The sequence below is a fragment of the Halorussus ruber genome, from assembly GCF_004765785.1.
In the GTDB taxonomy this organism is placed as follows: domain Archaea; phylum Halobacteriota; class Halobacteria; order Halobacteriales; family Haladaptataceae; genus Halorussus; species Halorussus ruber.
The window spans coordinates 1-25,474 of the sequence record NZ_SBIT01000021.1 but is presented as its reverse complement, the minus strand read 5'-3'; the positions used below and the strand labels follow the sequence as shown (position 1 = coordinate 25,474).

General features: G+C 53.5%; 25 protein-coding genes and 2 pseudogenes. 7 read left to right on the top strand and 20 right to left on the bottom strand.

What is annotated here, in order from left to right; translation table 11 throughout:
- Positions 1 to 2,401, top strand: a 2,401-nt coding sequence (locus tag EPL01_RS20795) for an Eco57I restriction-modification methylase domain-containing protein (RefSeq protein WP_368279642.1), incomplete at its 5' end; no start/stop codon positions are given.
- A gap of 8 nt (positions 2,402 to 2,409) precedes the next feature.
- Here the strand turns inward: EPL01_RS20795 and EPL01_RS20790 are convergent.
- From EPL01_RS20790 to tnpA, 8 genes and pseudogenes are all read right to left on the bottom strand, one after another.
- Positions 2,410 to 6,216 (bottom strand): helicase-related protein, encoded by a 3,807-nt coding sequence (locus EPL01_RS20790; RefSeq protein WP_135827202.1) that lies wholly within the window; start codon positions 6,214 to 6,216, stop codon positions 2,410 to 2,412.
- Positions 6,217 to 6,389: 173 nt separating this feature from the next.
- Positions 6,390 to 6,860 carry a hypothetical protein gene (locus EPL01_RS20780; RefSeq protein WP_210424216.1) on the bottom strand — a complete coding sequence of 157 codons (471 nt, stop codon included), beginning with the start codon at positions 6,858 to 6,860 and terminating at the stop codon, positions 6,390 to 6,392.
- A gap of 256 nt (positions 6,861 to 7,116) precedes the next feature.
- Positions 7,117 to 8,229, bottom strand: a complete 1,113-nt coding sequence (locus EPL01_RS20775; RefSeq protein WP_135827201.1) for a hypothetical protein — start codon at positions 8,227 to 8,229, stop codon at positions 7,117 to 7,119.
- A 973-nt stretch (positions 8,230 to 9,202) separates the two neighbouring features.
- Positions 9,203 to 9,418, bottom strand: a pseudogene (locus EPL01_RS22675) (DUF6735 family protein); the annotation flags it as partial.
- Positions 9,419 to 9,479: 61 nt separating this feature from the next.
- Positions 9,480 to 9,824 carry a DUF6735 family protein gene (locus EPL01_RS20765; RefSeq protein ID WP_135827199.1) on the bottom strand — a complete coding sequence of 115 codons (345 nt, stop codon included), beginning with the start codon at positions 9,822 to 9,824 and terminating at the stop codon, positions 9,480 to 9,482.
- Positions 9,825 to 10,139: 315 nt separating this feature from the next.
- The gene (locus EPL01_RS20760; RefSeq protein WP_135827198.1) at positions 10,140 to 10,571 is read right to left on the bottom strand and encodes a type II toxin-antitoxin system VapC family toxin; all 432 of its coding nucleotides are present in this window, start codon (positions 10,569 to 10,571) and stop codon (positions 10,140 to 10,142) included.
- Positions 10,571 to 10,831, bottom strand: coding sequence for an AbrB/MazE/SpoVT family DNA-binding domain-containing protein (locus EPL01_RS20755; RefSeq protein ID WP_135827197.1), 261 nt, complete (start codon positions 10,829 to 10,831; stop codon positions 10,571 to 10,573). The genes EPL01_RS20760 and EPL01_RS20755 overlap by 1 nt, the downstream gene beginning before the upstream one ends.
- A gap of 534 nt (positions 10,832 to 11,365) precedes the next feature.
- Entirely contained in the window at positions 11,366 to 11,764 is a 399-nt protein-coding gene (gene tnpA, locus EPL01_RS20750) for an IS200/IS605 family transposase (protein WP_135827196.1), read from the bottom strand.
- Between the two features lie 53 nt (positions 11,765 to 11,817).
- Between tnpA and EPL01_RS20745 the strand changes: the two genes are divergently transcribed.
- Both EPL01_RS20745 and EPL01_RS20740 read left to right on the top strand, forming a co-directional pair.
- Entirely contained in the window at positions 11,818 to 11,973 is a 156-nt protein-coding gene (locus tag EPL01_RS20745) for a DUF2080 family transposase-associated protein (protein ID WP_135827195.1), read from the top strand.
- On the top strand, positions 11,970 to 13,247 hold the full coding sequence (locus EPL01_RS20740; protein WP_135827194.1) for an RNA-guided endonuclease InsQ/TnpB family protein: 1,278 nt from the start codon (positions 11,970 to 11,972) through the stop codon (positions 13,245 to 13,247). Before EPL01_RS20745 ends, EPL01_RS20740 begins: the two co-directional genes overlap by 4 nt.
- Before the next feature lie 492 nt (positions 13,248 to 13,739).
- On the opposite strand, the gene EPL01_RS20735 is transcribed toward EPL01_RS20740, so the two are convergent.
- Complete coding sequence (locus tag EPL01_RS20735; RefSeq protein ID WP_135827193.1) at positions 13,740 to 15,137, bottom strand: MATE family efflux transporter; 1,398 nt, start codon at positions 15,135 to 15,137, stop codon at positions 13,740 to 13,742.
- 272 nt (positions 15,138 to 15,409) lie between these two features.
- Here EPL01_RS20735 and EPL01_RS20730 point away from each other — a divergent pair, with 272 nt between their 5' ends.
- Positions 15,410 to 16,183: a DUF7504 family protein gene (locus tag EPL01_RS20730; RefSeq protein ID WP_135827192.1), complete on the top strand. Its 774-nt coding sequence runs from the start codon at positions 15,410 to 15,412 to the stop codon at positions 16,181 to 16,183.
- Between the two features lie 19 nt (positions 16,184 to 16,202).
- The gene (locus tag EPL01_RS20725; protein ID WP_135827191.1) at positions 16,203 to 18,356 is read left to right on the top strand and encodes a hypothetical protein; all 2,154 of its coding nucleotides are present in this window, start codon (positions 16,203 to 16,205) and stop codon (positions 18,354 to 18,356) included.
- A gap of 16 nt (positions 18,357 to 18,372) precedes the next feature.
- On the opposite strand, the gene EPL01_RS22745 is transcribed toward EPL01_RS20725, so the two are convergent.
- Positions 18,373 to 18,510, bottom strand: coding sequence for a DUF7503 family protein (locus tag EPL01_RS22745; RefSeq protein WP_449272276.1), 138 nt, complete (start codon positions 18,508 to 18,510; stop codon positions 18,373 to 18,375).
- Positions 18,511 to 18,775: 265 nt separating this feature from the next.
- Between EPL01_RS22745 and EPL01_RS20720 the strand changes: the two genes are divergently transcribed.
- Positions 18,776 to 19,654 (top strand): hypothetical protein, encoded by an 879-nt coding sequence (locus EPL01_RS20720; protein ID WP_135827190.1) that lies wholly within the window; start codon positions 18,776 to 18,778, stop codon positions 19,652 to 19,654.
- Between the two features lie 102 nt (positions 19,655 to 19,756).
- Positions 19,757 to 19,990, top strand: coding sequence for a hypothetical protein (locus EPL01_RS20715; protein WP_135827189.1), 234 nt, complete (start codon positions 19,757 to 19,759; stop codon positions 19,988 to 19,990).
- A 147-nt stretch (positions 19,991 to 20,137) separates the two neighbouring features.
- On the opposite strand, the gene EPL01_RS20710 is transcribed toward EPL01_RS20715, so the two are convergent.
- The 10 genes and pseudogenes from EPL01_RS20710 to EPL01_RS20670 form a co-directional block, all read right to left on the bottom strand.
- A complete protein-coding gene (locus EPL01_RS20710) occupies positions 20,138 to 20,557 on the bottom strand; it encodes an HVO_A0114 family putative DNA-binding protein (RefSeq protein WP_135827205.1) in 420 nt (139 codons plus the stop codon).
- Between the two features lie 129 nt (positions 20,558 to 20,686).
- Entirely contained in the window at positions 20,687 to 21,028 is a 342-nt protein-coding gene (locus tag EPL01_RS20705; RefSeq protein ID WP_135827188.1) for a PemK-like protein, read from the bottom strand.
- Complete coding sequence (locus EPL01_RS20700; RefSeq protein ID WP_135827187.1) at positions 21,025 to 21,384, bottom strand: MarR family transcriptional regulator; 360 nt, start codon at positions 21,382 to 21,384, stop codon at positions 21,025 to 21,027. The genes EPL01_RS20705 and EPL01_RS20700 overlap by 4 nt, the downstream gene beginning before the upstream one ends.
- Positions 21,385 to 21,474: 90 nt before the next feature.
- The gene (locus EPL01_RS20695; RefSeq protein WP_135827186.1) at positions 21,475 to 21,810 is read right to left on the bottom strand and encodes a DUF7558 family protein; all 336 of its coding nucleotides are present in this window, start codon (positions 21,808 to 21,810) and stop codon (positions 21,475 to 21,477) included.
- Positions 21,811 to 22,253: 443 nt separating this feature from the next.
- On the bottom strand, positions 22,254 to 22,400 hold the full coding sequence (locus tag EPL01_RS20690) for a zinc-ribbon domain-containing protein (protein ID WP_135827185.1): 147 nt from the start codon (positions 22,398 to 22,400) through the stop codon (positions 22,254 to 22,256).
- A 6-nt stretch (positions 22,401 to 22,406) separates the two neighbouring features.
- Positions 22,407 to 22,556 carry a Lar family restriction alleviation protein gene (locus EPL01_RS22740; protein WP_246045817.1) on the bottom strand — a complete coding sequence of 50 codons (150 nt, stop codon included), beginning with the start codon at positions 22,554 to 22,556 and terminating at the stop codon, positions 22,407 to 22,409.
- A gap of 152 nt (positions 22,557 to 22,708) precedes the next feature.
- Complete coding sequence (locus tag EPL01_RS22110) at positions 22,709 to 23,863, bottom strand: DsbA family protein (protein ID WP_210424214.1); 1,155 nt, start codon at positions 23,861 to 23,863, stop codon at positions 22,709 to 22,711.
- A 3-nt stretch (positions 23,864 to 23,866) separates the two neighbouring features.
- A complete protein-coding gene (locus EPL01_RS22105) occupies positions 23,867 to 24,751 on the bottom strand; it encodes a hypothetical protein (protein WP_210424213.1) in 885 nt (294 codons plus the stop codon).
- Positions 24,752 to 24,974: 223 nt separating this feature from the next.
- Positions 24,975 to 25,268 carry a hypothetical protein gene (locus tag EPL01_RS20675; protein WP_135827184.1) on the bottom strand — a complete coding sequence of 98 codons (294 nt, stop codon included), beginning with the start codon at positions 25,266 to 25,268 and terminating at the stop codon, positions 24,975 to 24,977.
- A gap of 87 nt (positions 25,269 to 25,355) precedes the next feature.
- Positions 25,356 to 25,474, bottom strand: a pseudogene (locus EPL01_RS20670) (IS1595 family transposase); the annotation flags it as partial.

The following is a 25,474-nucleotide window of genomic DNA, read 5'->3' as shown; positions in this document are numbered from 1 at the left end:
CCACGATATTCTGAAGGAAGCGCACATTCTCGATCCTGCCGTAGGAAGTGGCGCCTTCCTGCTCGCCGCACAGGAGGTGCTGATGGACCTATACATGCAATGCATTGAGTATTTCCAGCGGCTCGAATCAGAGGGACAAGGCTGGGAGCTAGAATCCAGAACGCGAGAAGAGATCGAGGAAATCGAGTCTGGAAAAGGCTCCTCATCGCTGTACGCAAAGCGAACGGCCATTCTCAACAATTTGTACGGGGTCGATATCGACGAAGGTGCTGTTGAGATTTGCAAGCTCAGACTCTGGTTGTCGATGGTCGCTGATATCGAGGATGAACCGAGAGAGGTGGAGCCACTCCCCAACATTGATTTCAATGTACGGCAGGGGAACAGCCTAATCGGTCAACTCGATACGGACATTGAGAGTAACGAAGACGGAGATAGCGATCTCGATTCTTGGGAGGTGAAAACTCGTTTTGAGGATGTGAAGGAGGCCATCAAGAAGCATAAGAAAGCGGAGACCAGTGTTGAAGCACAAGAATGGCGGAAAGAAGCAGAAGACAGAATAGAGGAACATCGGGACAAATTTGACGAAATTCTCCGGCGAGAATTCCAAGACGCTGGCTTTGACGACATAACGATCAAGGAAATCCGGGAGTGGTCTCCCTTCCACTGGCCGTTGGAGTTCGCCGACGTCTTCGAGAAAGGTGGATTCGACGTGTTCATCGGGAACCCACCGTGGGACATGCTCTACGCGAATCGCGACGACTTCTTTATCCGCTACGATGAGCAGTTCCGTACCTATCCGTCGGAGGAAAAGGATGGTGTGATGGAAGACCTCCTCTCAAGCCCTGAAGTTGCGTGGGAATGGGAAGACTACAAGGAATCAATGGAAACTCAGGCAGACTTCTTCACGCAGGGAGCTGTCTATAAGCTCCAATCTCCGGTGGTGGGCGGTCGAACGATGCCGACAAAGAACGAACTTTCGGCTCTTTTTCTTGAGCGGGTCTTCCGACTCTCCAGAGACGGCGTGAAGGTGAGTCTGCTCCTCCCGGGTACTATCTTCGGGGGAGTAATGGGGAAGGACCTCCGAATGCATCTGCTGGACTACACGGACGTGGAGAATCTCATCGGGTTCGAGAACAAGGGTATCTTTGAAACTATCGACGATAGATACCGGTTCGCGATTCTGACGTTCGAATATGGGGGGAAAACATCAGCTCTTCAGGGGATATTCAATCAACGTGACATGGATATAGTCTACAGGATTGAAGATGAGGCAGTCAACATTCCGCGCGACGTACTCGTCAGTTATTCTCCAGAAGGGGGAATCTTCCCATCCATCACCTCGCAGATCGAAGTAAGCGTCTTGGAGAAAGTAGTTGAACAGCCTTCCTTGGGTGCAGATTTAGAGGAGGCTTGGACAGTTGATATGCTCACTAAGGAGTTCGTTGAATCAACTGATAAAGATAGGCTCTTGACATCGCCGGAGGAGGCCGACTATCCCGTCTACGGCGGCAAAAATATCCACCAGTTCCAGTACGATAATACCCACACAGAAGCGTTAGATGGACCGCAGTACTGGAGTCGAGGGATGTACGATCCACCGAATAGTGCTCAGTACCGTGTTCGAGAGAAGAAATTCAACAGGGGTAATCTCAAACGGGCAATCTACGACGCCTTTGGAGGTTCAGAGACGAGCAAGTCTCAAGTTCAATTCGTAGATGAACTGCTCGAAGAACACCGTGGTCACGGACTTGAGGAAGAAGATGTCCTGCTCGATTGCACTGAATACCGAATCGGCATTCGAGACGTTTCTCGATCTCGGGACGAGCGGACGATCATAGCGACGGTACTTCCGAAGGACGTCATCTGTCTCCACACCATTAACACGTTCAAGCCGTTCGCTATTGAGCCGGAAGAGGAACACCTCATAGAGTCCCCACTTCGGTCACCCTACGTCCAGAGATTTACGGATCAAGAACTCTTCGTGGCAACGGGACTCCTGAACAGCATTGCGTTCGATTTCTTGATGCGGACCAAAGTCGAGACGCACATCGTCAAGCGCGAGCTACTGGAATCCCAGCTACCACGGCTCACCGACGGAGATGACTGGTTCCATTATATCGCTGAACGAGCTGCCCGATTGAACTGTTACGGGAAAGAATTCAAAGAAATGCGTGAGCGACTTGGCGGAATCGAGGCAGCAGTAGAAGATCAAGAACGTAGAGAATTACAGGCTGAAATCGACGCGGCCGCATTCCACGCGTATGGCCTGGAACGTCGTGACGTGAAGTTTGTTCTCGACGACTTCCATCGCGTTGAGAATCCGAAGCTGATGGACGAGATGTACTTCGATCTGGTCTTGGAGAAATATGATTTACTGGATCAGAAGGGGCCCCTACCGTAGCTCCCGAATTACTGTCCGACAACCCCCCAGCATACGAACTTCGCTTGTACATCACTCTCTCCCATCAGTTTTGTCTGGTATTCAGTAGAGGCTTCGACGTTCTCTTCCAAGAACTCCTCAAGCTGACTGAGGAACTCTACGGTCGGCCACTCTGGGAAGGAGTCGTACTGCTCGTTCTGGCGAAAAATCTCCCGTAGAATTCGGTCTTCATCCGTGTTCGCCAGCTTTACCTCCTGCAGCCGCTCTTCGATGTCGTTAGCCCATTCTCCTATTGTTTCGAACTCTTCGACAGGAGCCGGCTCATCGCCGTGATTCGGGTGAACGTAGTGACTGATGAAATCGAGGATCGTCTCCTGTTCCTTCGAGAAGGCCTCTCCCTGTTTGAAAGCACCCTTAACTTGTCCTTCTCGAATCACCTCAAGACGCTCGTCAAGCACTGCTTGAATTTCACCGCGATTCGATAACACCGTATCTGGATTTCCGGTAATCGGTTCGCCGTCAACTGAAGGGTCGATGTTGAGCGTGCTCACGGGCCGCTCTTTGACCTCGTCGGCGAAGGGCTTGTAATAGAAAGCACGACGGACGCGACCAAGCGGGGACTCGTGGTCATCATCGTCGAACCAGAGGTGAGCAAGGGCGAACACCCCCGGACGAGGGCCGGCATCGTGGTCAGTTACATTCGTGTAAAGGAATTCCCGTTCTTCGGGCGGGTCATCGAAGAAGTCCTCAGCGTACTCGAAGTCTTCCGCGGTCAGGTCGTAGTCCTCGTTTAGTTCTCGCTTCAGAAGGTACCGTTCGAACGCAGCGTGTTCATTGCTCCCCGCATTGCGGAGGAGCGGATTCTTGCTCGTGTCGTCGAGTTCATTCACGTCGTCAATTTCACGGGACTTCTGGAGGGAGTCCTCGATCTCGTCCACCTGTAATTCCCCGATTGTCTTCTCCGTGTCTACACCTGTCTTTTCAAGAATCTGGTCTTCGTTCGGATCGAGGATGTTGTTCTCCTTTCCGACGATGAGCGCGATATCGTTGATCTTTGCCTGCAGGCGTTTCAGGAGTTTGATCGCCGCCTCAATGTCGCCGTCCGGGTAGAAGTTGTGGACGTGTTTCTCAGCGGTACTCCCAATCCGGTCGACTCGCCCGACACGCTGGACAATCCTCATCGGGTTCCACGGCAGGTCATAATTGACCACCACATGAACGTCCTGAAGATTAACCCCTTCACTCAGCGTGTCAGTGGCCACTACGTACTGTAGCTCTGAATCCCCCGACTCGGCGAGCGTTTGCTGGTAGCCTGACGCCTCGGGGGCAAAGCGTTGAATGATGTCCTGTTTATTCTCGTCGCCACCCTTGACGACGGCACTATTCGCCTCGGTGAGTGGTGAGTCCGCGTTGTCACAGAGGGTTCGATAGACGTAGTCTGCAGTTGCCCGATACTGAGTGAAGATGAGCACCTTCTGATCGTGATCAGTGAGGACATCTGCAAGTCGGTCGATCTTCGGGTCGCGGAACTCGCGGAGTGAAAAGACGGCCTCGTAAAAGTCGCGTGTGGCGGGGTCGACTTCGCTCAGATCACTATTCGGGTAGAGAATCGGATTCATCTCCTCTTCAGGAATATCTGGGAGGACACCAGCGTCGTGTTCAGCGAGCCATTGCCGCGTGGAAACCGCATAATCACTCACATCACCCGCATCACGGGCGACATCACCGATGAACTGCGAGAGGAAATACGAGAGAAGGGTGAGGTCCTCCCTGATGTACGTCTTCACCTCGCCGATGGTGGCGTCTACTAGTTCATCTCCCTCGGTATCAGTTCCTTCTTCCGATTGAATAGTGGTAGTATCGAAACCGAATTCTTCGAGTGTTTGTTCGAGATCTTCAGCAGCGTCTGCTCCTTCGACAAAGTCGTCGAGCTCAGAGTCCTCTCCCTTCTGAACAGTTCGGAGCATATCGATGTCTTCGTTCTCGGGGAGTTCACCAAGAAGGCCGAGAAGCTGGCGTTCACTCTGATGCAGCGTCTTGATCGACTGGACGAACGCGTACGTTGATGACTCAAGCCGTTTGAGGAGGTTCAGCTTGTAGAGGGCTTTCAGCGTGCTCCCCGCTGTCGGGTTTTTGACGGTGATGTGGGGAAGGTGGAGGGCGTCCATCACGTCGGGGAGCATCCGATATACTGGCTGGTAGGCCGCCGGCAGAGAGTACTGTTGCTTGTTGAGTTTCGGCGGCTTGAAGCTCATCTCGAAGTCTTCGCTGTCCTGAATCTGGTCTTTGACGTGCTTGCGCGTCCGAAGAACCATCACTTCGTTCAGGATATTCGATATCTCAGAGGAGTGTCGCTGGAGCTGTTCAGTGATTTCTTGCTGTTCGTCGTCGCCAACCTCCTCTTTCCCGGCCGCGATGCGTTTTCGCGTCTCCGAGAGTTCGATGTATTCGTCGAACGCATCGAAGTCGAGTGATGCCTTGTTCCGAAGTTCCTCCGGGCTGGTGAACAAGCTGATGAGGTTTTTCAGGTCGGTGGCACTGTTATTGATCGGGGTCGCGGTCAGCATGATCATCGTCTTTCCGCGGAGCTGCCTGAGATTCGCGTGTCGTCGCGTCCCCTTGTAGTCGTCATCGTGGTCCGGGTTCGGCCGCCACTTCCCGTAGTTCCGAAACCGGTGAGCCTCGTCGATAAGCAGGACATCGAACTCATCATTGAGGTCCTGGACCTCGTCGTAGGAGAGATTTTGGAACTTACTGATACTTATCACGTCAAGGTGCGTGCCGTCCACCTCTAACCCGAAGTACGGATTGCCGTCTTCGTCAGTGTCGTTCTGGAGTAGGTCTTCCCACTGATCAGTCAGGTTGGCTGGAACTATGAGGAGACAGTGGTCGCCACGTTGGCGGTAGTCGTGGAGAAGTTCACCGCCAATAAATGATTTCCCCAGACCGACCGAGTCGGAGACGATGCACCCGTTGAACTGTGAGAGCTTTTCCTTTGCACTCTCGTACCCGAGCTTCTGGAAGTAGTACAGTGGGCTGTCACGGATGTTGACGTTCCCACTCAGTTCGTCGTAGGCGAGCAGCTTGTAGAGCTCGAACGGTTCCAGATAAGTCCCCAACTTCTCGGATGACGTCTCCTTGTCGGACTCGTCCTCCTGCTGTTCCTTCCAGTCCTGGTACTCCTCGCTGTTCTCGATGATTCGGATGATCTCCTCACTGAACTCCTCGGCGTTGGCCCACTGGTTGTCGTACCACTCCTCGAACGCTTCGGCCTTGTGTCGATCCTGACTCGTGAGGTTCAGTTCGATGTTGTTCTGGTGGCCGCTCTTGGTGAAGTTCGAGGAGCCAACAACGGTAGCGCATGGGCGGGTGTCTTCATCCTCGTCTTGTCCCCAATCTTCGTTATCTTCGAGTGGCGCTCGAAATGATGCACCCTTTGCGTGGAAGTAACCGTTTTCAGGATTTCGCACACGGACGCTCACCTGGCCTTCGGCGATAAAGTCTCGTAGCCGGTCTAGTCGCCCGATCTGAGCGTTATTCAGCTCTGAGATGCTTTCTCTCACCTCTCTTTTGAGCTCCTCTTTGAGATTCTGCCCCTCACCGATTTCGTCAGCAGTTCCCCTATTCGTCTGACGACCCATCAAGATCCGAAGTGGAGCGTGGCCGAGTTCCTCGGGGTCAGCCAGATTTTCAAGGTCTTCCCGGTAGAGGTCGAATCCTGAGAGATAAAAGTAGCCAGTTGCGATACGGCCTTCCTCGATCTGGGGAATAATCCGCTTGTAAGCGTCTTCTAGTGTTCTATTGGCGTTATCGACAAGCGGAGGAAGCGAGAGCATCGTAATGCCGAGATGTATTCAGTACGCTAACTTAGTGTTTAGTGATCTTAGACTACAGAGGTATCACCATACTATAGTCAATCAAACTGGCCGAAGATCCCGCCAGCGGACGTCAACGGTGCCACCATTAGCGATTTCAACCCAGAAAAGATGGCCCTCTCGTTGATCACCAGTCACAGTTCCTGCATCGTCCGAGATAATCTCAACGACTGTTCCTCGACGCCCATGGAAGCACTCGTGATCTGGATCTGTCTCGTCCGGGATATCGATTCAGACCGTGTCTCCAATATCGGACCGTTTTGCCATCCGCTGTCGGTCAGGACGTACTCGTCGTCTCGTTTTTCAACGAGGTCCATGCTCCGCAGCCAGTTCGCCCGTTGCTTCGCCATATCCGTCTCCCCGCGACTCCACCCCAACTCCGGATTGGTATCCAATTGCTGGTCGCTAATCTCCATGATCGTCATCGGCCCAGCAGACAACGCGTATAGCAGACTCCGAAGCCCGACGTTGCGCTCACACATAATGCGGAGGAGCGTCGTCACGTCCTGGTGCTGGACGTACTCACGGCCAGCATCCCCCAACAGCCAGTACCCATCGTCTTCCCGAAGGAATCCGACCTGTCGAAGATACCCGACCCGCCGCATAATCGAGTCGCGACTGGATACGTTCGAGAACGTCCCTCGATGCCACCCGATGACAGCTGATGGGCTTCAACGAACTCCAGAATCAAGTCTAACGTCTCGACGTAGTGCGTCCCACCGCCGAACATCGGGACGATACTGCGGAGTCGATCCGGAGGTATACCGGAGTTGTATTAGAGCCTGATCAAGATCTTTTCGTTGTCAAAGCAAGTACAAGGACGAAATTACGGTTTTCCCGTTGGTGGAGTAGTCGCTAGCACTAGAAATCTGAGAGCGACCGCTGGCGCTCGTAATCATATGGCTCGGTCAATACCCCTCGAATCGCTGAATAATCATGCTGGGCATGTCGGTTCTCCTCAATGGCCATATCGACGATTCTAGCTCGGAACCGCTCGTACTCAGGTGACGTCAGCAAGTCATCCATATCGACCGTCTGCAATTCCCCATGCCGGGCAAAATAAATCCCGACCCGTGACACCTCCGGGTACTTGCCATCCCATCCCTCCTTTCCATAGGTTCGTCCCTCGACCTCATACAGCTCTCGCTGGATATCTACCAACACATAGTATAGCAACAACTGTCGCCAGTATGCTGGCGTAAAGGTTCCCTTCTCAGTTGTTTTTATATCAACTAACAAATCATCAATGATGAAATCACCCTCCCCAGGTAGGATGTGTTGGTGCATCCCAAAGCGTGGGTTCTCTATGAGACGCTCGCCGTCGGTCCAAGCTTGTTCACGGAGTAACCGAAACAGGCTCGCCATCTCTTCGCGTAGCTCGTTTTCAATCGTGGCGCGATCGACCCACGAGGTAACCACTTCGTCTGGTTGCCAGCCAGCGTTCAGCAAGGCCGCTTTCACCACCCCATCAGTATTCATTCCTGTCTCAATGAACTGCTCAACAACCTTTGCAAGCTCCTCATCATATCGCCAGGTGAGCGGGCTTGGACGTGGCCGCCAGTCCGCCCGTTTCTCCAACTGTGCTTCCCACTCCTCTCGGTTTGAAGCACGATTGCGCTCGTCCTCCCAAACGAACCCATCAAAAACGGAGACTCGAACTGGCGGCTTCTCCGTTGAGTCCCATTCGTATTGGTTTTCGAAGTCACTGGTGTCTCGACCCCATCGTTCACCACGGTCCAAGACCTCCGATCCGTCCGTATACGCAGGATGGTTCGGACGGATAATAGAATCACACTGGCGGTACAACCAGACGCGACAGAGGAATTCGACACAGTTGCCTACCAAGCGATGGCTATAACCATTATTTGAGATTTGCAAGTCCGCCTCAACGTCTTGGCCGGGATTCGGATAGCTCGAATCTATCTCGCTACGAACATCGTCGAATGAGATGAACGAAGTTACTCCAGTAACCATGAATATGAAGAATTATCTCCGCCTACGTGAAATAATCCCGTTATTGAAATCTAATCTCAGTCTAGTACCAACCCCATCACAGACACCTTCACCACTCAAAATCCCGGCCCACAATACCAGGAATACAGACACGCCTCACTCCTTGAGAGCCAGGCCATCGGCCCAACCTCCGTCCACCCCATCCCACTGCGGATGCTTCCCCATATATACTAGTTGGTTTCTGTTGTCGATTCTGTGTGGACAGTATCTCCGTCATGCGTTTTCGATGGACACAGCCGACTGGCGGTTGTACTGGATGACCAAGTTCCGTGGACAGTCCGGATGTGACTGAGAAAATGGGCGAAACCCTATGGAAGTATTACGATAGAAATGTTGGGACGAACGCGGCCGCCGAGTGAACATCGAGAAAGAGACAGTAGAGAGAGCTAAACCACATACTGTAGTGGGCGATTCGGAATGTGGGAGCTGACGAGACTCACAAAACAGGACGCCGTAATTATGTTTCCACCCTCGCTTCAGGAGAATTTGTATTCGACGACCTCGGTTGGCCCACAGTAGGGACAGGGGTCTGTCTGCGAGTCGATGGTCGTCCCACAGTACCGACATTCATAGACGGTCGTTAATTCGTTTTGCATTGTGAAGAGACGGTGCAGAAGCTGAGGAACACTCATCTGTGAGTGTGCGTCCGCGTTGAGGTCTGGCTCTCCTGCGATGGCTTGCCCCATGAGCGTGGAATGACGCCATGATGCTCAATCACGTCGGCGTACTCTCGTAGGAGGCCGACGAGCACGAGTTCGGGGACCCCGGCTTGCGCTTGTCGGAGTAACCAGCGTTCAAGGTCTTGTTCGACTGCGTCGATACGACTTCGGCCGAATGGACGTCGAGTGTTCTCGGTCATTGTTGTGACGCGACCCTAGTGGGTCGCGCCTGCACCCCTTGCAGGCGCACACAAACTCCTCCTGTACGCCACACGTCACAACGCGCTGTCGTGAGGACCGATGACCGCCGTCTCGTCACGACTCCATGCTCGGAGTTTTTCAACCATGTACGTCCGTGCCTCCCCGTTCGTGAGTTCACCGTCGTCAACTCGGTCACCAACCACGTCTTTCAACGCTTGGAACTGGCCGTGGCTGTACTCCTCGTCAACTGGTCCGCCGTCCCTCCAACTGACGGACTGGAGGACGCCATTGCCCGTCGTCTCCGAGGACTCAACGGCCTCGCAGTCGTACTCAAGGCCGAGCCACCGGGTGCTACGCCGTCACCTCGAAGTGCTGTGAGACCACGTAGAAGGCTTCGTGATGGAGGAAGTCAAGATACTCCGAGGAGATCTCATCCAATGGAACTCCCATGGCGATCGGGTCTGGGTTGACTGGTGTCTGTGATTGTCGGTCGACGGCGTATGCGTCCGCGGTCGTCTCCCCCGATTGCAGGGCTTCGTACTGGTCGTGAGCCCATTCCGATGGTTGGTCACCACCGAAGGGCGTCTCTGACGTGATCTGGTGTTTCAGTTGGTAGTCGAGGGCTCCATTATGCGAGTAGTGGAGAGAGTGCGATGCGTCTGGTCGTTCGTAGGCGATGAGTGCGCGATATCCCATGCGGAATCAGCGGGCCAATTGTGTGCGCCCGCAGTCCTGTCGGGCGCACAAAAAAACACGGCCAATCGTTCGGTTTGAATGGTTGACTGAAGACTGGTGAGCAGACGGCCGTTGCGAACATATCAGACAGAGAGTACGGAAACCGGCCGGGATTGGTGGCTGGGTGGGAGTGAACGGGGCCAGGTGCTCACGTCCGAAGGACATGGTCGGCTCTGCGAGCGACTGTCTGTGCCGACTGGTGCTAGGAGGATGTTAATCGGGAATCTGGCCCTCGTTTTGTGGGATTTGACGGGCAGGTTCGTTCTACTGACTTACCTACGGTTCAAATGGGTTTGTTGCGGTGTCAAGTCGAGTGATACCGTCGATTGCCTCGAAGTCGGTGTCGAAGCTATACAGATACTCGATTTCTTCTCGCTTCAGATAGGCCGCAATGGTCGCGTCACCGAACGAGAGGCCGTCATATTGTTCAAATAATTCGACGGCCTGTGAGAAATCGGCTTTTGGTGAATGCACTAACTCGAAACCCGCTGCTTCTGTAAGCCGTTCGTAGAATTCAACCGCGACCCGGTGTTGTTGGCGCTCGTGGATGTAATTCAGGGTTTCAGTCAGGACATAATTTGTCACCCGCATCGTGGGTAACTCCCCATAATCTGCTGCATCCACGATTGCGCAAGCAGCGTCATGGTTGGCGTCCCGTGCACTCACTCGTGCGACGAGCACATTCGTGTCAACTGCTGCGACAGCCATTACTGTCCTTCTCCGTATTCTCGCTCGACGCCCGCAACGTCGTGGTCTGCTGCGACGTCAGTGTCGCCCATATCGACTGCTTCGAAATCGTCGAACGCACCGAACCGTTGTTTCACAACTTCGATTGTCAAGTCACCCTCGTCAGTCACTTTCCACTCGATTTTATCTCCCGGTTCGATGTCGAGTCGGTCACGAATCGCCGCCGGGACGGTAACCGAGTAGTGGTCGTTGATCGTCGTTTGCTCACCATTCGTAGCCATAGCTCATTGTTTGTACGCAACACTCTTAAGCCTCATGTGCGTTCTCATGAGAACTCGTGATATGTGTCTGCGGTCGTCTTGGTGCTTGGTTGCAGGGGTTTCAACTGATAATCGAAGGCTCCATTATACGGTGAGACGGGTGACAGACACACCGTCTCGCAAGTGTAACTGGGTAATCGGATGCCTTTCGCTGTTTCCACCGACTCTTTGATCTACATCTCCTTTTTCTATATTCGTGTAGTAGAGGAGTTCTATAAGGTAATAAACGCATATTTACACTTGCGAGTCGGTGTGGCTACACTACCTAATAATAGTAAATTTGTCTAGGGATAGACGTAGTTACACTTGCGAGACGGTGTGTGCTCTCGTCCAAACAAGCAATCTCTGATGCTACCTATTCCGACAATTGTAGCGTTACACTTGCGAGGTGGTGTGTCTGTCTATCGCATCCATCAACTTTCTTGATCGATTCTACAGGCGGAGCAGGCCGAGTGCCTCGGGGCTTGACCCCGGGGGTGAAGGCCGTAAGCCCCGTTAAACGTGTTCCGCGCGCCCGATATACTGCTCAATCGTGTCGGTTGAAACATTCCCTGCCGTCCCTACATAGTACGATTCCTCCCAAAACCCACCACCCCACAGATAATCCTCCAAGAAGGGTTCGTGTTGTTCCCACATCTCCCGTGCCGTGATACTCTTGACCGTTCGTACAATTTCGCTCGGCGCGTGCTTCGGGTGAGCTGACAGGAACAGGTGTACGTGGTCGGGCGAGATGTGGAGTGACAGTATCTCGTAGCCGTACTCGTCGCACACGTTTCGGAAACTCACTTCCAGCGAGTCCTTAATTGGTTCGAGAATCGCGTGGCGGTATTTCGGACACCATACGAAGTGGTAGTTGACGTTGTACACCGTGTGGTTCGACCGCTTCTCGCCCATATTGAGGCCGAGTCTCCGACACAATTAAGTATATCCAAAGGATATACACAGGTATGGCGAATCGCTTTGAAATCGACGGCGAGGAAGTTCTCGACGGCGAGGTCAAACCGTTCGGGAACAGCGCTCACGTCACCGTCCCAAAACGCTGGCGTGGGGCCAACGTGAAAGTCGTCCGAATCTCAGAATCCACCGAACAAGACGAAGAATGACCGACGCACAGGTTCTCGTCAAGACGCTGGATTTCCAACTCGACATCCAGAGTGACAACAAGGGCCTGCTGTACGACGCTACGCTCGAAGCACGCTCGGTGTACAACGAAACCATCCGCCTCGCCAAGCAAGGCGTAGACTGGGAAACCATTCCCGACCGCGTGGCTGACGACGCCGACCTCGTGAAGAACACGACTCAGCGCGTCGTCGCCAAGGCTCTCGGTGCGATGGAGAACTACTACGAGTACGACGACTTCGGCCAACCGAGTCATACCAAGGACGGCGCGTACCCGCTTCGTGCGAACTACGAGGAAGGGTACAACCTGTCGATTACCGACGACGGCGACGTGGCGTTCCGCATCAGCGCGAAACCCTACAAGCACGTTAAAGGCGTCCTCGATGGTGACGACGCCCACCTCGACATGCTCAAGACTGCACTCACGAGCGACGAGTGGAAGATTGGGACAGCAGAAGCCCTGTTCCACAACGACAACGCCAAGTTGCACGTCAACGTCACCAACACCGAGCAGACCGTTCGAGACAAGCAGGACTCGCGGACGGTCGTCGGTGTGGACGTGAACGAGGACAACGTAGCCCTCACCGCACTCTCAGAGGATGGCGTCAAGGAAACGTTGATTATCGACTTCCCCGAAATCAAGTTCGAACGACACCACTACTTCACGATGCGAAAGCGCGTGCAGAACGCGGGGAAGGACAGTATCCACGACACGTTGGAAGGGCGTGAGGAACGGTTTGTCCGTGACCGACTCCACAAGGTGTCTCGACACATCGTGGAGTGGAGCCGTCAGTTCGAGAAGCCGTGCATCGTCTTTGAAGACCTCAAAGAGATGCGCGACAGTATCGACTATGGCACGCGGATGAACCGACGCTTGCACCACCTCCCGTTCCGCGCCCTTCAGTTCTATACGTCGTACAAGGCGTCGTTCGAGAGCATCCCGACTGGATGGATTAACCCCGAATACACGAGCCAGCGGTGTCCGATGTGCGGACACACGGAGCGTGCGAACCGCAATAAGAAGCGGTTCAAGTGTCGAGACTGTGGACATCAAGACCACAGCGACCGTGGTGCAAGCGTCAATATCGCCGTGAAAGGCATCGAGAAGCATCAGGACTGGAATGTGCCTGCTCTCAACAGCCTTCCCGTTGTTCGGAAGGTGCGACGGCAGGCATCGGGGGCCGTGGACGCCCCGACCGTGACCCACCCGACCGCCCGAGGCTATCAGGCCGATGGTCGGATGGGAGTGTCCGACTAACCCACGGGAAGCCTCGGGGCTTGACCCCGAGGCTGTTCACCCAATAGTACGAGGTTAATAAAAATATCTCACCAAGCCGCAAGTGTATCTGCCGATAAAACGAGGGTATTAGCATTTGTAAAACAAGTATAGGATTCTAAAAGCACTACGTCGCAAGTGTAACGGGAGACCGTTTCGCAAGTGAAAAATGAAAGCGAAGCTACGGCACTATCTAGATAAGCGGCACCAGAAGGCAGTGGTACGATGAACGAACCGCAGATACGGGAAAAGCAGTATTTGTTCGCTGAGACGAAAGATTGGAAACCACTGAGCGACGTGAATTCGGCGATCTGACTACACACCTCGCTCAAGACGCAGTATACTCTCTCGTCCAGTAACTGCCGGAAAGACGCTGTAATCCTCGTCTATTTCAGAATTGCGTAACTAGACCGTGCTATCAAGGTCTATAGAAGGATAGACAGACACGATGAGGTGGTTGACTGGAAGACGAATTCAATCTGCTGGGTTTGATGCTGTGTCAGCGGCACGAGTGAGCATTCCAGTAGTAGTTGAATAGTAGAATGCTACCGTGAGGCCGACACCGGCAACGATGTTGGAGATGGTTACCGCCCAGAATGGGCCGAAGGCTCCGTAGCCAAGGACGAACGCCATGATGGCAGCGACCGGAACACGGATGGCCCAGTACTGGAGGAGAACTGCATACATCGAAATTTCCGTGCGTCCTGCACCATTGAAGCCTGCTGAGACAGTGTAGATTGCGCCGAGCGCCCAGTAGCCGTATGCGAGAATCTGAAGATACGCGACGGAATACGTGAGTGTCTGGCCGCTAATTCCGGGGACAAACATGTGAGCGAGGGTTGTGGGGAAAAGCCATTGGATGACGCCGAGTGACCCGAGACCGAGTGTACCGACGGTGACGCCAAGCCAGGTTGCGCGGGTTGCACGTTGGGGTTGGTCTGCGCCGAGGTTCTGGCCGACGAGTGTTGTTGCTCCTTGGCCGATCCCGATTGCGGGTACGAACACGATAGTTGCGATGCGTGCGCCGACAGTGTAGGCAGTAAGCGCGGCGGTGCTGCCGGTCATGGAGATGATGGCGACGATGCAGAGACGTGCTGTTTGTCGGCCGACGCGCTGTCCAGCCTGTGGCCCGCCGACGCGGAGGAGTTTGGCGAGTTCGCGTGGGCGGAACTGGAGAGCGGTACGTGTAAGCGAAAAATCACCGTGGGTGGAGAGGGCGGCAGTAAAGATGATGCTACCGCCGACGACATAGCCAGCGAGTGTTGCGTATGGCGCGCCAGCGATGCCGTATTTAGGGAACGGCCCCCAGCCGAGGATGAGAAATGGGTCGAGGATGGCGTTGACGCCGATTGCGGTGAGGTTCGCAATGAGTGGTGTGCGAGAGTCTCCGGCACCGACGAATCCAGCTTCGAGGGTGTCGCTTGCTGCGGTGACGATGTAGGCGAGGGTGAGTGTACTGAGGTAGGTTGCGCCGAGCTGAGTGACGGTGGAGGAAGCGTTGAAGAGTTGTGTGATGTCGAGTGCGTAGACGTGCATGAAGAGCGCGATAGTGGCCATGAGGCTGACTGCGAGCGCCATTCCGTGGATGGTGATTCGGCGGGCTCCTGTGGGGTCGTCGGCACCGAGTCGTTGGGAGACGAGGATTTGGACGCCACTGGCGGTTGCGTTGATACTGACTGCGAGCAGTCCGACGACTGGTTGGATGAGGCCGACGGCGGCGACTGCTGTTGAGCTGAGGCGGCCGAGCCAGAACACGTCGATGATGAGTTGGGTAGACAACGCGAGGTGTTGGGCGACGATTGGGATGGCGACGATGGCGAGAGATTTTTTGAGCGAACCGTCGGTGATTTCGTCACCCGAACTGTTAAGCATCTATTGATAGTAAGATGACTCTTGCCGCAATATATTTGTAACGATGGAGGTGGTGCAATCATATCTAGTTTGTTTTTGGGAATACCCGGACTCGTCATCCGTCCATCCCATCCGAATGAGACACAAGCCGAAGGTTTTCTGTTCTCGATGGGAAAAATAAGTTTGCAGTCTTTAAGGGGTTTCTCCGGCGAGTATGGTTTAGGACACACCATCTGTATAGGTTATATAATTTTATAGAGGATGAAATAATAGTCTGAAATGAAATCTGAGAAATGATTAGTGACGAACTATCACAGCTCTCCCGCGGCGAACAACAGGAGGACTCCGTAAACCCAGCAAACGAAGATCTTCAACAGTTTCTCTCACTCCTCCAGCAACTGAAAGTCAAAGGCTGTAATATACTTGTCGTCGGGGACCCCGCCCGAAACGTGTTCACCGAGTGCAGCAACCACCTGTTTGGTGACGACGACGCTCTCCGTCAGCGAATTTTTGCAGTGACAGACGCCCACCCCGAAAGTATCGTCGACCGACTCCCCGACCCAAACGTTGCACCTCGACCAGTCAGCAACACGACAACAGTTCTTAACCACGCTGGCCCACCACGGTCAATCACCGCAGCCACCGACCTCGACACCGAACCAGCACTCGCTGGTATCGAAGAGATACAAATTGCCGACCCAAATTTGCAGGGACTCCAGTCCGAACTCATCGAAGCCATCGAGGAAACGGCATGGGAAAACGACCCAATTCGTCCTGCAGAAATCCGGGTTGGCCTTGACTCACTTGGCCCACTCCTCAAGCACTATCCACTTTCGGTCGTCAAGCGATTCCTCCGGAAGACTACAAGCACCGTCCTCCAGCACGACGCAATGGCACACTACCTCCTCATGGAACCATACGGCCATGACTATGTGCAAGAACTCACCAGCGAGTTCGATGCTATTGTAGAGTTGCGGTCAGTCGACCCAGAAACGAACGGCCATGACGCCGAACAGCGATGGCGTGTCCCGAGTGCTGGGCTTACGATGGACTGGCTTCCCGTCTAACTAACCAACTTGCCTCACCATGGAACCAAACTTCCACACACTGTCGCAGACAACCGGGCTAGCAGTCGTCGATCCGGTTGAGAACCGCCGCGTCTCACTGCTAACGGACACACCAGTCTCACCAGCCAATATTGACGAGACTGAATTATCATTGCCGGTTGACTCGGCCTGCAGCATTACGACTGACCGGATTAGAGTCCCATATCCAGTCGCAGTTCATATCCGGGAAGCCGACGGTGACTACATTACTACAGTCGATACAGATGTCGATCGGAGATTTTCTACTGACGAATATATACTCGAACTACAAGCACCGGTGAAGCTTTACTTGCGAGTACAAACATCATTCGTTATTACTCAATACTGCGACTCAGGACTTACTGTTCAATTTGATGATAAAGTGTCGGTGGCAGTTGGAGCACGAGTGTATCACAGCCAACCTACTACGACAATAACGGTTCCCGACGATGAGCAGGTAGTGATGAAAGCAGTAGCACAGTTATCCTCTGGATTGAAGACGACTTCACCAGAGCGGGCTTGGCCAACCCAACGCGGCCATCCACCCCGTCTTGAACTTGGCGCAGACCTGAACATTCCGGACGGGGTCAACCGGCCAAATACAGATGTGACGCTGGCAATTCCGCCAGAATATCCGTATATTTTCTCGGCGGCACCGCTGTCGTATTACCTCGCTGCAGACCTCCAAGCTGTTGACGGTACTCGTCCCGAATTATTAGCGGGCGATACTATGCTTACACGGTTTAGAAGTGATATTGATGCGTTTGCGGACGAAGTAGCGGATTTGCTCCAGCGGATACTTGCATTGGATTGTGTGGTTCGGACTGAAGGGCATGACCGCAGTCAACTGTACGAGCGAGCAATCCTTGAAGACGCTACTGAACTTGATTTAGCAGTATTGTACGACGCAGAACCAACTACTAGACTAGAAACATATCTAGAGGTTCCGGATCGAGTTGTTGAGGAGATTCAGCCGACATGGCATCGAGTAACCCACGTCCGACCGGATACAGATGTGGTTGAGTTATTGCCGTACATAGTCAACGACTTGTCACTGGTCAAAATTGCGAGTCGTAGCGGTGAGTGGACGCCCTCAGCCATTGAGACGGCGGGGATGGATGCGCTTGACGCCTTTGTCCGAAGTCCAAATCTAAGGGCAAAAGCAAGTGCTAGTGGTTTCACCCGGTCTAAAAACCTAATTCGAAGTGGGGATGAGATGCTATCGACGAAAGGTGTTCCAGGAAAAGGAGGATATGTACCGCTACCAGACAGTGATACAGTTGAGCGAGCATGGGTTGGTGAACGGGCGCCGCTTCGAGGGACTAAGCTATTACCTGAAGCATTTGAATCTGAAGAAGTTCAGACGTCTGATGGCGTAGTTGAGGTCGTGGTCATCTGCAATGATGACCGGATGCGCGAAGAGTGGGAGACTGTGACGAATATTTATGGAAGCCGACATCACCTTCAGATGCAGGTTGATTGCCAATTCAATGTATCGACAACTGAACTGCAGAACCTGTTAGCTCGAGACGTGGACGTCCTACATTTTATTGGCCATATTGACGGTGAGGGATTCGCGTGTCCAGATGGTGTTGTCGATACGGCGGATGTTGAGACCGTGAATGCGTCCACTATTCTATTGAATGGCTGTCGATCCTACAATCAGGGCCAAATGTTAGTAGAAGAAGGTGCATCAGCGGCAATCGTGAGTTTAAGTGATCTTTGGAATGATGGTGCAGTCGAAGTCGGCGAAGTGCTAGCGAAACTACTACAAAGTGGATTTACTGTTGGAACTGTTCTAGAGTTAATTCGCCAATACACTTCACTAGGAAGTCAGTACGTTGTACTCGGTGATCCGGGCGTGACCGCGGTTGAATCAGGTAGCGGACCGCCGACATTGTACCGTGTGGATACTGAAACAACAGATTCCAAAAAAGCGTTAGTAGAACCCGTAGCATACCCATCACGGTCATTCGGCATTGGCTCTACAGTCCAACCCTTGCTTACAAGTTGCGGCGAATTCCGTATTGCAGGCGGTCGCTGTGGCAAGGAGGAAGTTCCCATAGACGCTCTCTCAGATATCGTTCAGGCAGGGAACCTCGTCGTAATCAACGGTGAAATGATGTGGGGTGAGTGGACGCTACCAGAACAGTAAATTCCTTCCTGAGTCTTCAGGGGCCTGCTGAGCCAATGGAACTTGTGTCAATGAGAGAGCCAGCTTCAACTGCCACAACCATGAGTGTCCAAACGGCACCCATCATCTTTGGATGGGACGCAAGCCAATCTGTAATGTCTGATTTTTGGGGCATAGAGGTATATTTGACCAGAAGATATTTATATTTTTTTATAAATTTTATATGATTTATGTGAATAGGTTATACATTCCCTTCTGGTAGACTCCTTTCTTGGGACGAACATCAATGTCCGATACTCCGTAATGGCGTCAGCACACGTCGTGTGGAGTTGCGTCAGAAAGTTCTCCGCATTCATCCGATGGTATCGAAAGAAGGCTTGTTCAGTATTTATAGGTGCTCCATCAACACGTTCTAATCAACCAGGGGAGAACCCTCAGATATGCCCTCCCAAGATGCTCCTTCCACACGAAAACAGGCACTCATGACTGCCCTTCAATGGGGCTTAGTCCAGACTTTCGTTCTTGATACACTTGGCCGTCTCCTCCGAAATTATTACCGTGCAACGACGGACGCCTTCTTTCCGCCAAGCTGGGTGACTTCGATTCAATTCGCAGCCCCGTTGGGCCTCCTCGTCGGCGGTATCGGCGGATACCGCTGGGTGACGAGCGACCGAGCTTCAACATCACCATCAGCGCATCGAAACCGCGTTATCTTCGTCGAGTCGCTTCTTGCTGGTTGGGCACTCGCCATCGTTCCGACAATGGCGTTCCAGTGGCTCCTTGGAGATCGGCTGTTTTCGATGCCATATTTCGTTCTTCCGACCCTGACAGCAAGCTTCGTCTTCGTCGGGTCGTACCTGCTGGCCTATCGAGTTGAGACCGCGTGGTACCGCCGTCACCGACCTCGACTTCTAGGCGCAGTCAAAGGGGCATTTGCTGGACTGCTGGTTGGCTTTATCGGTTTCATCGCGTACGGTGGATATCTCGCTGCGACGCAGACCAGCTACAGTCTTAGTGGTGGACCGGGGATCGTCACGGCCGTGTGTCTTGGTGCAATTGCTGGCTACATGCTAACCGACACGGAACGTGGCGGGGATCGATCTGCAGAGTTTGTCGGTCTCCTAATTGCATCTCTTCTCGCGTTCAGTCTACTGTTGACTCTCGGGATGGTTGCATTCAATGCAGTCGGAGTGTCTCCATTCGGGTTTAGTTCGTCGTTCATTTGGCCCCTTATTCCGCTTGTTTTGGCGCTCGGAGTGGCTAGTTACCTAGCGTACGGGGTTCAGACAACATTCTACCGACGATTCGTTGGCCGATAGCCGACGACGCAATCTTTCTCCCGACTACTGAGGCCGCGAGTCCAACCCGAAGGTTCGGTCGGACCCCAATGGTCTATTTGATGGCGTCCAATATATCGAATAATGCCGAGTTCACGGAGGCCCCTGAGCACAAGCGAGCAAGCTGTGCTCGACCACCTCGACACGTATGTCGAGACCACGGCAGATGAGGAGCGTATCTCACACGCAGACGCCGTCACGTACCTTAGTGAGCAAGGTCTCACGCGTGCCGACGCCGATGAGCTTGTCGAACAACTGTTGTTGAAAGGATATCTGTACGAGGTCGGCGACAGACTCCGTATTCCGCCTCGCATCTAAAGCTGGTTCGAGGATTTCGGATTCGGAGAGACCCCGTATCTCAGAAATCTCCTGAACACGCTCTGTGAAAGTATCCGCCATACTGGAACGTTACTCCGTTTTTTCATAAACGCCATCGCAACTGTCCAACAATCTTGAAATCGGTGGTTAGTCTGCGCTCGCAGGTGTACTCTCTGTCTCCCCGTCTTCGAGTAGGGGATAGTCGATGTGCATCTCGATTTTGTCGAACGGCACAATTGGCTGGATTGCACCACCAGGGCCGCCTTCTTTGAGTCCGAGAATCCCGAGTACCTCCAAGTGCTTCAAATCTGAATGAACATCGGACACATCCCGGTCGACAAGGCGGGTGGCCTCACGCATACTCTCGGGTTGTTCGTTCGCAATCGCTTTGATGAGTTCAAGGCGAAGTGGCGTGAGGCTATCAACGAATTCATCGTAGGTGCCGAACTGGAGGACGGCACGCTCATCACTCTCTTCTAACTCGTCTTCTTTGGCATACTGGATGAAGTTGAAGGTGTTCTCACGAACCTTTGCTCGGTTGCCGACAGTGACGTGAAGCGTGGTCATATTTGATACGGAGTTCACCGCTACTTCGTCCTGCATATCGTCTCACCCCCATCGGTTTCGCGTGACTAGACCAAGCCCTTTCGGGGGACAGGGGATGTCGGAGACGCCGTTGGCGGCAGTAAGGTTTCCTCAGGAGGAGATATAGCCAATCAATTGTTTCGCCACGTCTGCAGTACGCTCGTTGACGAGGGAGGTCATATGGAGTTCGACTTCTGCAGCACTATTGAGAGTCGCAAGTGCCCACGGAAGAACGTGACTTCGTTCCCCGAGTGGTTCGCCCTCGTAATCGTCGTCTCGGAGTGTGAGTGGCTCCTCGTGGTAGGTCTTCGTGGAGATCAGGACCGTGATGAGTTGCAAGCCGTGGGTCGGAAACCGAGGTGCCCCCAGAACGAGCATCGGGCGACCTTTGTCCGAGAGCGGATCAGTTCCCCAGATGATATCGCCGCGCTCTAGTTCCTCGAACGCGGTCACTGCACGTCCTCCATCTCGTCGGTCTTCAACTCTTCAAGATGCTCCTCGCCGTACTGCTCGTCTGCGGTCTGGTGGTGCTGGTGAAGCCGGTAGGCAGCTCGAAGTCGTTCCTCATCGTCAGTAATCGCCCAGTACGGGCGCTTGTGCCGCACGAGACCTCGTTCCTTCAGCCGCGAGAGAATCGCACTGACGGCGTCCGTATCCAACTCAAGTTGCTCGGCGATCGTCGCCGCCTTCCACGCACGGTCGTCGTTCTCGTCAAGGAACACCACGATTCGCTCGGTGTCGTTTTGCTCCTCGAATTCGTCGGCGTCGGCGTTCTCGAACTCGTCGATGTCGATGGTGCCGCTCGACATAAGTTACTGTTGGGACTGTTGGAACATAGCTATTTGGTATGTTTGCTCTTTTGGTTAGGGTGGTTCTGTGCCTAAAGATGCGAGATGGAGTTACTCTGCTGCCGTCACGACGAGATGCTCCTCGAGGTTGCGCGTCCGGTACGTCGCGAGCCTGCGCGAGCTACAGTGGGCGCACGGCTGTAAGGACCCTTCGAGATGCCCGAGTTTAACCCGGAACCGCGTCAGCGCCGCGAGCGCGTCAACGACCAGCCCACAGCCGTCACACGTGACGTAATCGCACTCGTCGAGATTCGACTCAGTCTGGATGGCGCAGTCGACACAGATCGAGTGGGTGATCCACTCGTCCTGACCCCAGGTACGTGCCCTGCCAGACTCGGTGCCAGGCAAGTCATCACAGAAGGCACAGCTAGTGACCGTCTGTTGCATCAGTCGCCCTCCCCACCGGCATCGCGGGCCGTCGTTTAGTTGCGGTGGACGACAGTCAGCTGAGTGATTGAGTCGATAGCAGCGCTACTCGCCTCGTGAACGGCCACGTGGGCCTTGGGGACAAGAGTGATGACGTCCGCGTTGACGAGGTTGTACACCCACTTTTCGATGATCTCGAGGCGCTCACCTCGTTCCTCACTATCGAGGTCGTCACCGCTGATGCTTTGGCGCAGTTTCTGCGAGTGACTCGACCCTGTAGGTGTCCTTCCACGTCTTGATCTCGTCACCGATGGCGTTGAGTTCGTTGAGTGTGTGATTCAGCAAACTCCCACCTCACGGAGGAACTGCGTGACGCTATCTAGTTCGTTCCTTATGCTCTCGTTCGGCGCGGGGACTTCTAGGCCATCCTTTTAACATATAGATATCTTGGGCGGGGGTTGGGCCTACAGTTGGTACGTGGCAAATTCTTCGCTTCCGCATTCTGGACAGGAATCCGCTTCGTCATCCAGTTTTGAACCACAGTGGCGGCACTCCACCAATACGTTAGGAGAATCCCTCTTCCAGAATATCTGCGTCAAGCCACGTAACATGCAGTATCACTCTGGATCAACTACGTCACCGCATCCAGGACACTCAGCCCAGAAACTCGTACCGTCCTCTGACTGGTACTCTATTAAAACATTGGCATTGTGGATCTCGGAACCGCAGAACGGACAGTCACCGAGATCGGGGCTCTGAGTGCTCATAGTGTATGGAACGAGGCCGAAGTATACGAGAGTACTTCGGATAGGGGTTCGGTCAGGAGTATGTGACACTCGAGGGCTTTGAATCGCCACCCTCTACCAAAACCTAACGTCAGGAGACAACTTATATCTCCGCCAACCGTAGTGAAAGTGGTTTAGAGAGTCCAGAACCGTTCGCCACGCGTGTTGAATGACGAAATACTGTCCAAAGCCTCAAGACGTTGTACCGCCTCCTGACGTTGGATCCCATAGACCTCCATCACCTCAGGCGTAGCCACTGGACCATGCTCTTTCACGAAGCCCTGCAGTTCTTGGGGGTCCTGCTCTTCTATACCTTGGAACGTGAACTGCGTCTTGAAGTCTGAGTACCGAACACGCCCATTCTTCGGTACTGGGGCACCTTGGATCTCCATGAACGTGAACGGAAGCTCGTCACGCTCTCCGGCCTCTAGTTCTACCGTGTCTAAGTCTTCCTTGAACCGTTCCAGATTCAGACCCAGATCTGAGGCCAAATCGATCAAGACTTCTCGATTACTAACTTCACGGCCAGCTGCAATACCATGCCGCCACATCGCCCGGATGTAGTCCATGCCTCGGCCTTGCTGGATCGCTGCCTCAAACGCCCTGTTGACGAGTTCCGTTGACTCCGGTGGATTGTTGTCCCAGAACGAAGGATCCACCGGCATATCCACCTGCTCACTGTACTCCATCCACTTCTGTTTTACCTGCTCTGTATCGTCAAACTCTCGAACAGGAGCCGGTTTGTAGAAGAGTTCGATCTCTTCCCCGTAGCATTCTTCGACGTGCTTCATCACGGGTTGGACGCCCCAAGACATCGCACTCAACGCATCGACCTCCTGAACAACGACCAGTACCTCGTCTTCTTCCTCGTCCTCATCGTCATTTTCTCGCTCGTCGGCATCCTCGTCTACGTCTTCCTCCGTGTCATCCGGTTCGTCAATGTCGTCTTCTGGTTCCGTCTTCGACTCCTCGACTTCCGATGACTCTGGCTGTTGCTCCTCGTCGTCCTCAGCCTCTTCACCTGCCTCGGTTTCACTGCTGTCTCCCTGACCAGTACCCTCCGGCGCAGTAGTTCCACCGCCACCTTCCCCACCAGTGGACCCACCGGGGCCTACAGCAGAACCTCCACCGGTGTCGGAATCTTGGCTGGAGTCATCGTTTCCGTCGTCACTAGTGTAATCGTCCAATTCAGGCTGGATGTGGTCGTCTGCCGATTCTTCGTCCTGCGAATCCTCATCGCCCGACGAATCGTAGTCGCCGCCGCTGTACGAACCCATGAATACGAACATCGTTCAGTTGTCCTCCTTTTTGCCGCTGAACTCGTTTACAGGCCGCTGCTCCTGACCGTTGTTAACCGAAAGCTTGGCCTCTCGTCCTTCCTGAAACTCCGGCCACGGATTTTGCGAAAGCCCATCCTCTGTGGTACAAGCGTCCGTCCACTGCCGAAGTCCAGTTGCTCCACGGACACGCGGAGCAAAATCCAGTAAGTCGTCCTCTGCAAGCCGTCCGATTAAGAAAACGTCCTCCGGGTCCAGAGCGGCTATGACGTTTCTGACGTGACTTCGAAGTACGTTGATTGCGTTACCAGCATCTCCACCGGTGTACTGGACAGCATAGAACGCGAACTCCTCGTAGTCGAACTCGTCGTACAGTTCTCGATACTCTACGAAATGTTCGTACTTCCAGCCCTTATTCGTCGGGACCAACCGGACATCGAAGTCTTCCTCGATGATCTCCTGCTGCAGATCCCTGACGTGCCCAGTGTATGCCTCGATAGCGTTGTCCTGGATTCCTTCGTCCATCCAGTTGTAGCTATAGACCACGTCTGGGACATAGATCGCTGGCTGGACCACTTCTAGCAAATCTACTACATCTTGGAATGTGCGTTTGTTCACGTCCTCATCATGTTCCGTGCCGAGGATTACGGGGATATGCCATGGCTCTAGAACCTGGTTCAGGCTACCGTCCCGGTCGATGACTTCCTTGGCGTCCGAAAAGTTGATCACGACATACTCAACGTCCTGATTACCGTCAAGCCACTTCTCGAACTCCTCGTCCGGAAGCTCAACGCGGGGATGAATGCCTCTAACTGGTTCGTAGATTCGGTGAGAACTAAACGCTTCGTGCAGTGTTTGTTGCCCTTTACCGAGTTCTCTGGATTCTGCGTGCGAACTCAAGCTTTCTCTCCTTGTCTCCAGGTTTTCTTCGCTAAGGGAGACATGTCAGGTTATGCTCTTGATTGCCATAATACTACCGGCGAAAACAGTCATCTAGAGTCGCCTAAACCACAGAATCGAGGGATTCATAGACAAAAAAGTAATCCAAAACAGGCCAATATATGAATAATAGTACTGCTCTGGAAGTCAAGAACAGTAAGCTCGGACTCATTTAGTACGTAGACTAATCACCGTACCAGGATTCGATCTTTTGGACAGCGTGGATATCGTGCTTGTAGTACGCTCGGCCGCCATCAGGTTTGTAGACTGCAATATCCTTATCCTCGGAATCCGGCCTGTACCACTTATCCGTGTACTGAGAGAGGATACGGTCGATCCTCTCCTCCGTCTGCTTACTGTAGCAATCACTGCAAAGACCATCCGTCGTATCCCGGCCTACACCAATATAAACTGCAGCAGTATATGTGGCACCGCACTCATTACACTCTCGTTCCTCCTCATACGTCTTCCCACCCATAAAAAAGGGTACAGGCTAACCAGTCAAATCAGTGTTCATGGCCCTAGCTTGAAAGATAGTACTCACTGAGCCCGTTGTATCTCGCTCTTATGTAGAATTGCGGAAAGCCCCGATAACGAGACAGTCAATGGTTGATGCGATGGATTCTCCAGATAGGTTGAGTGACCGAACGATGCCGAAGGTGTGAGCGGCCTGTTCCAAGCCGT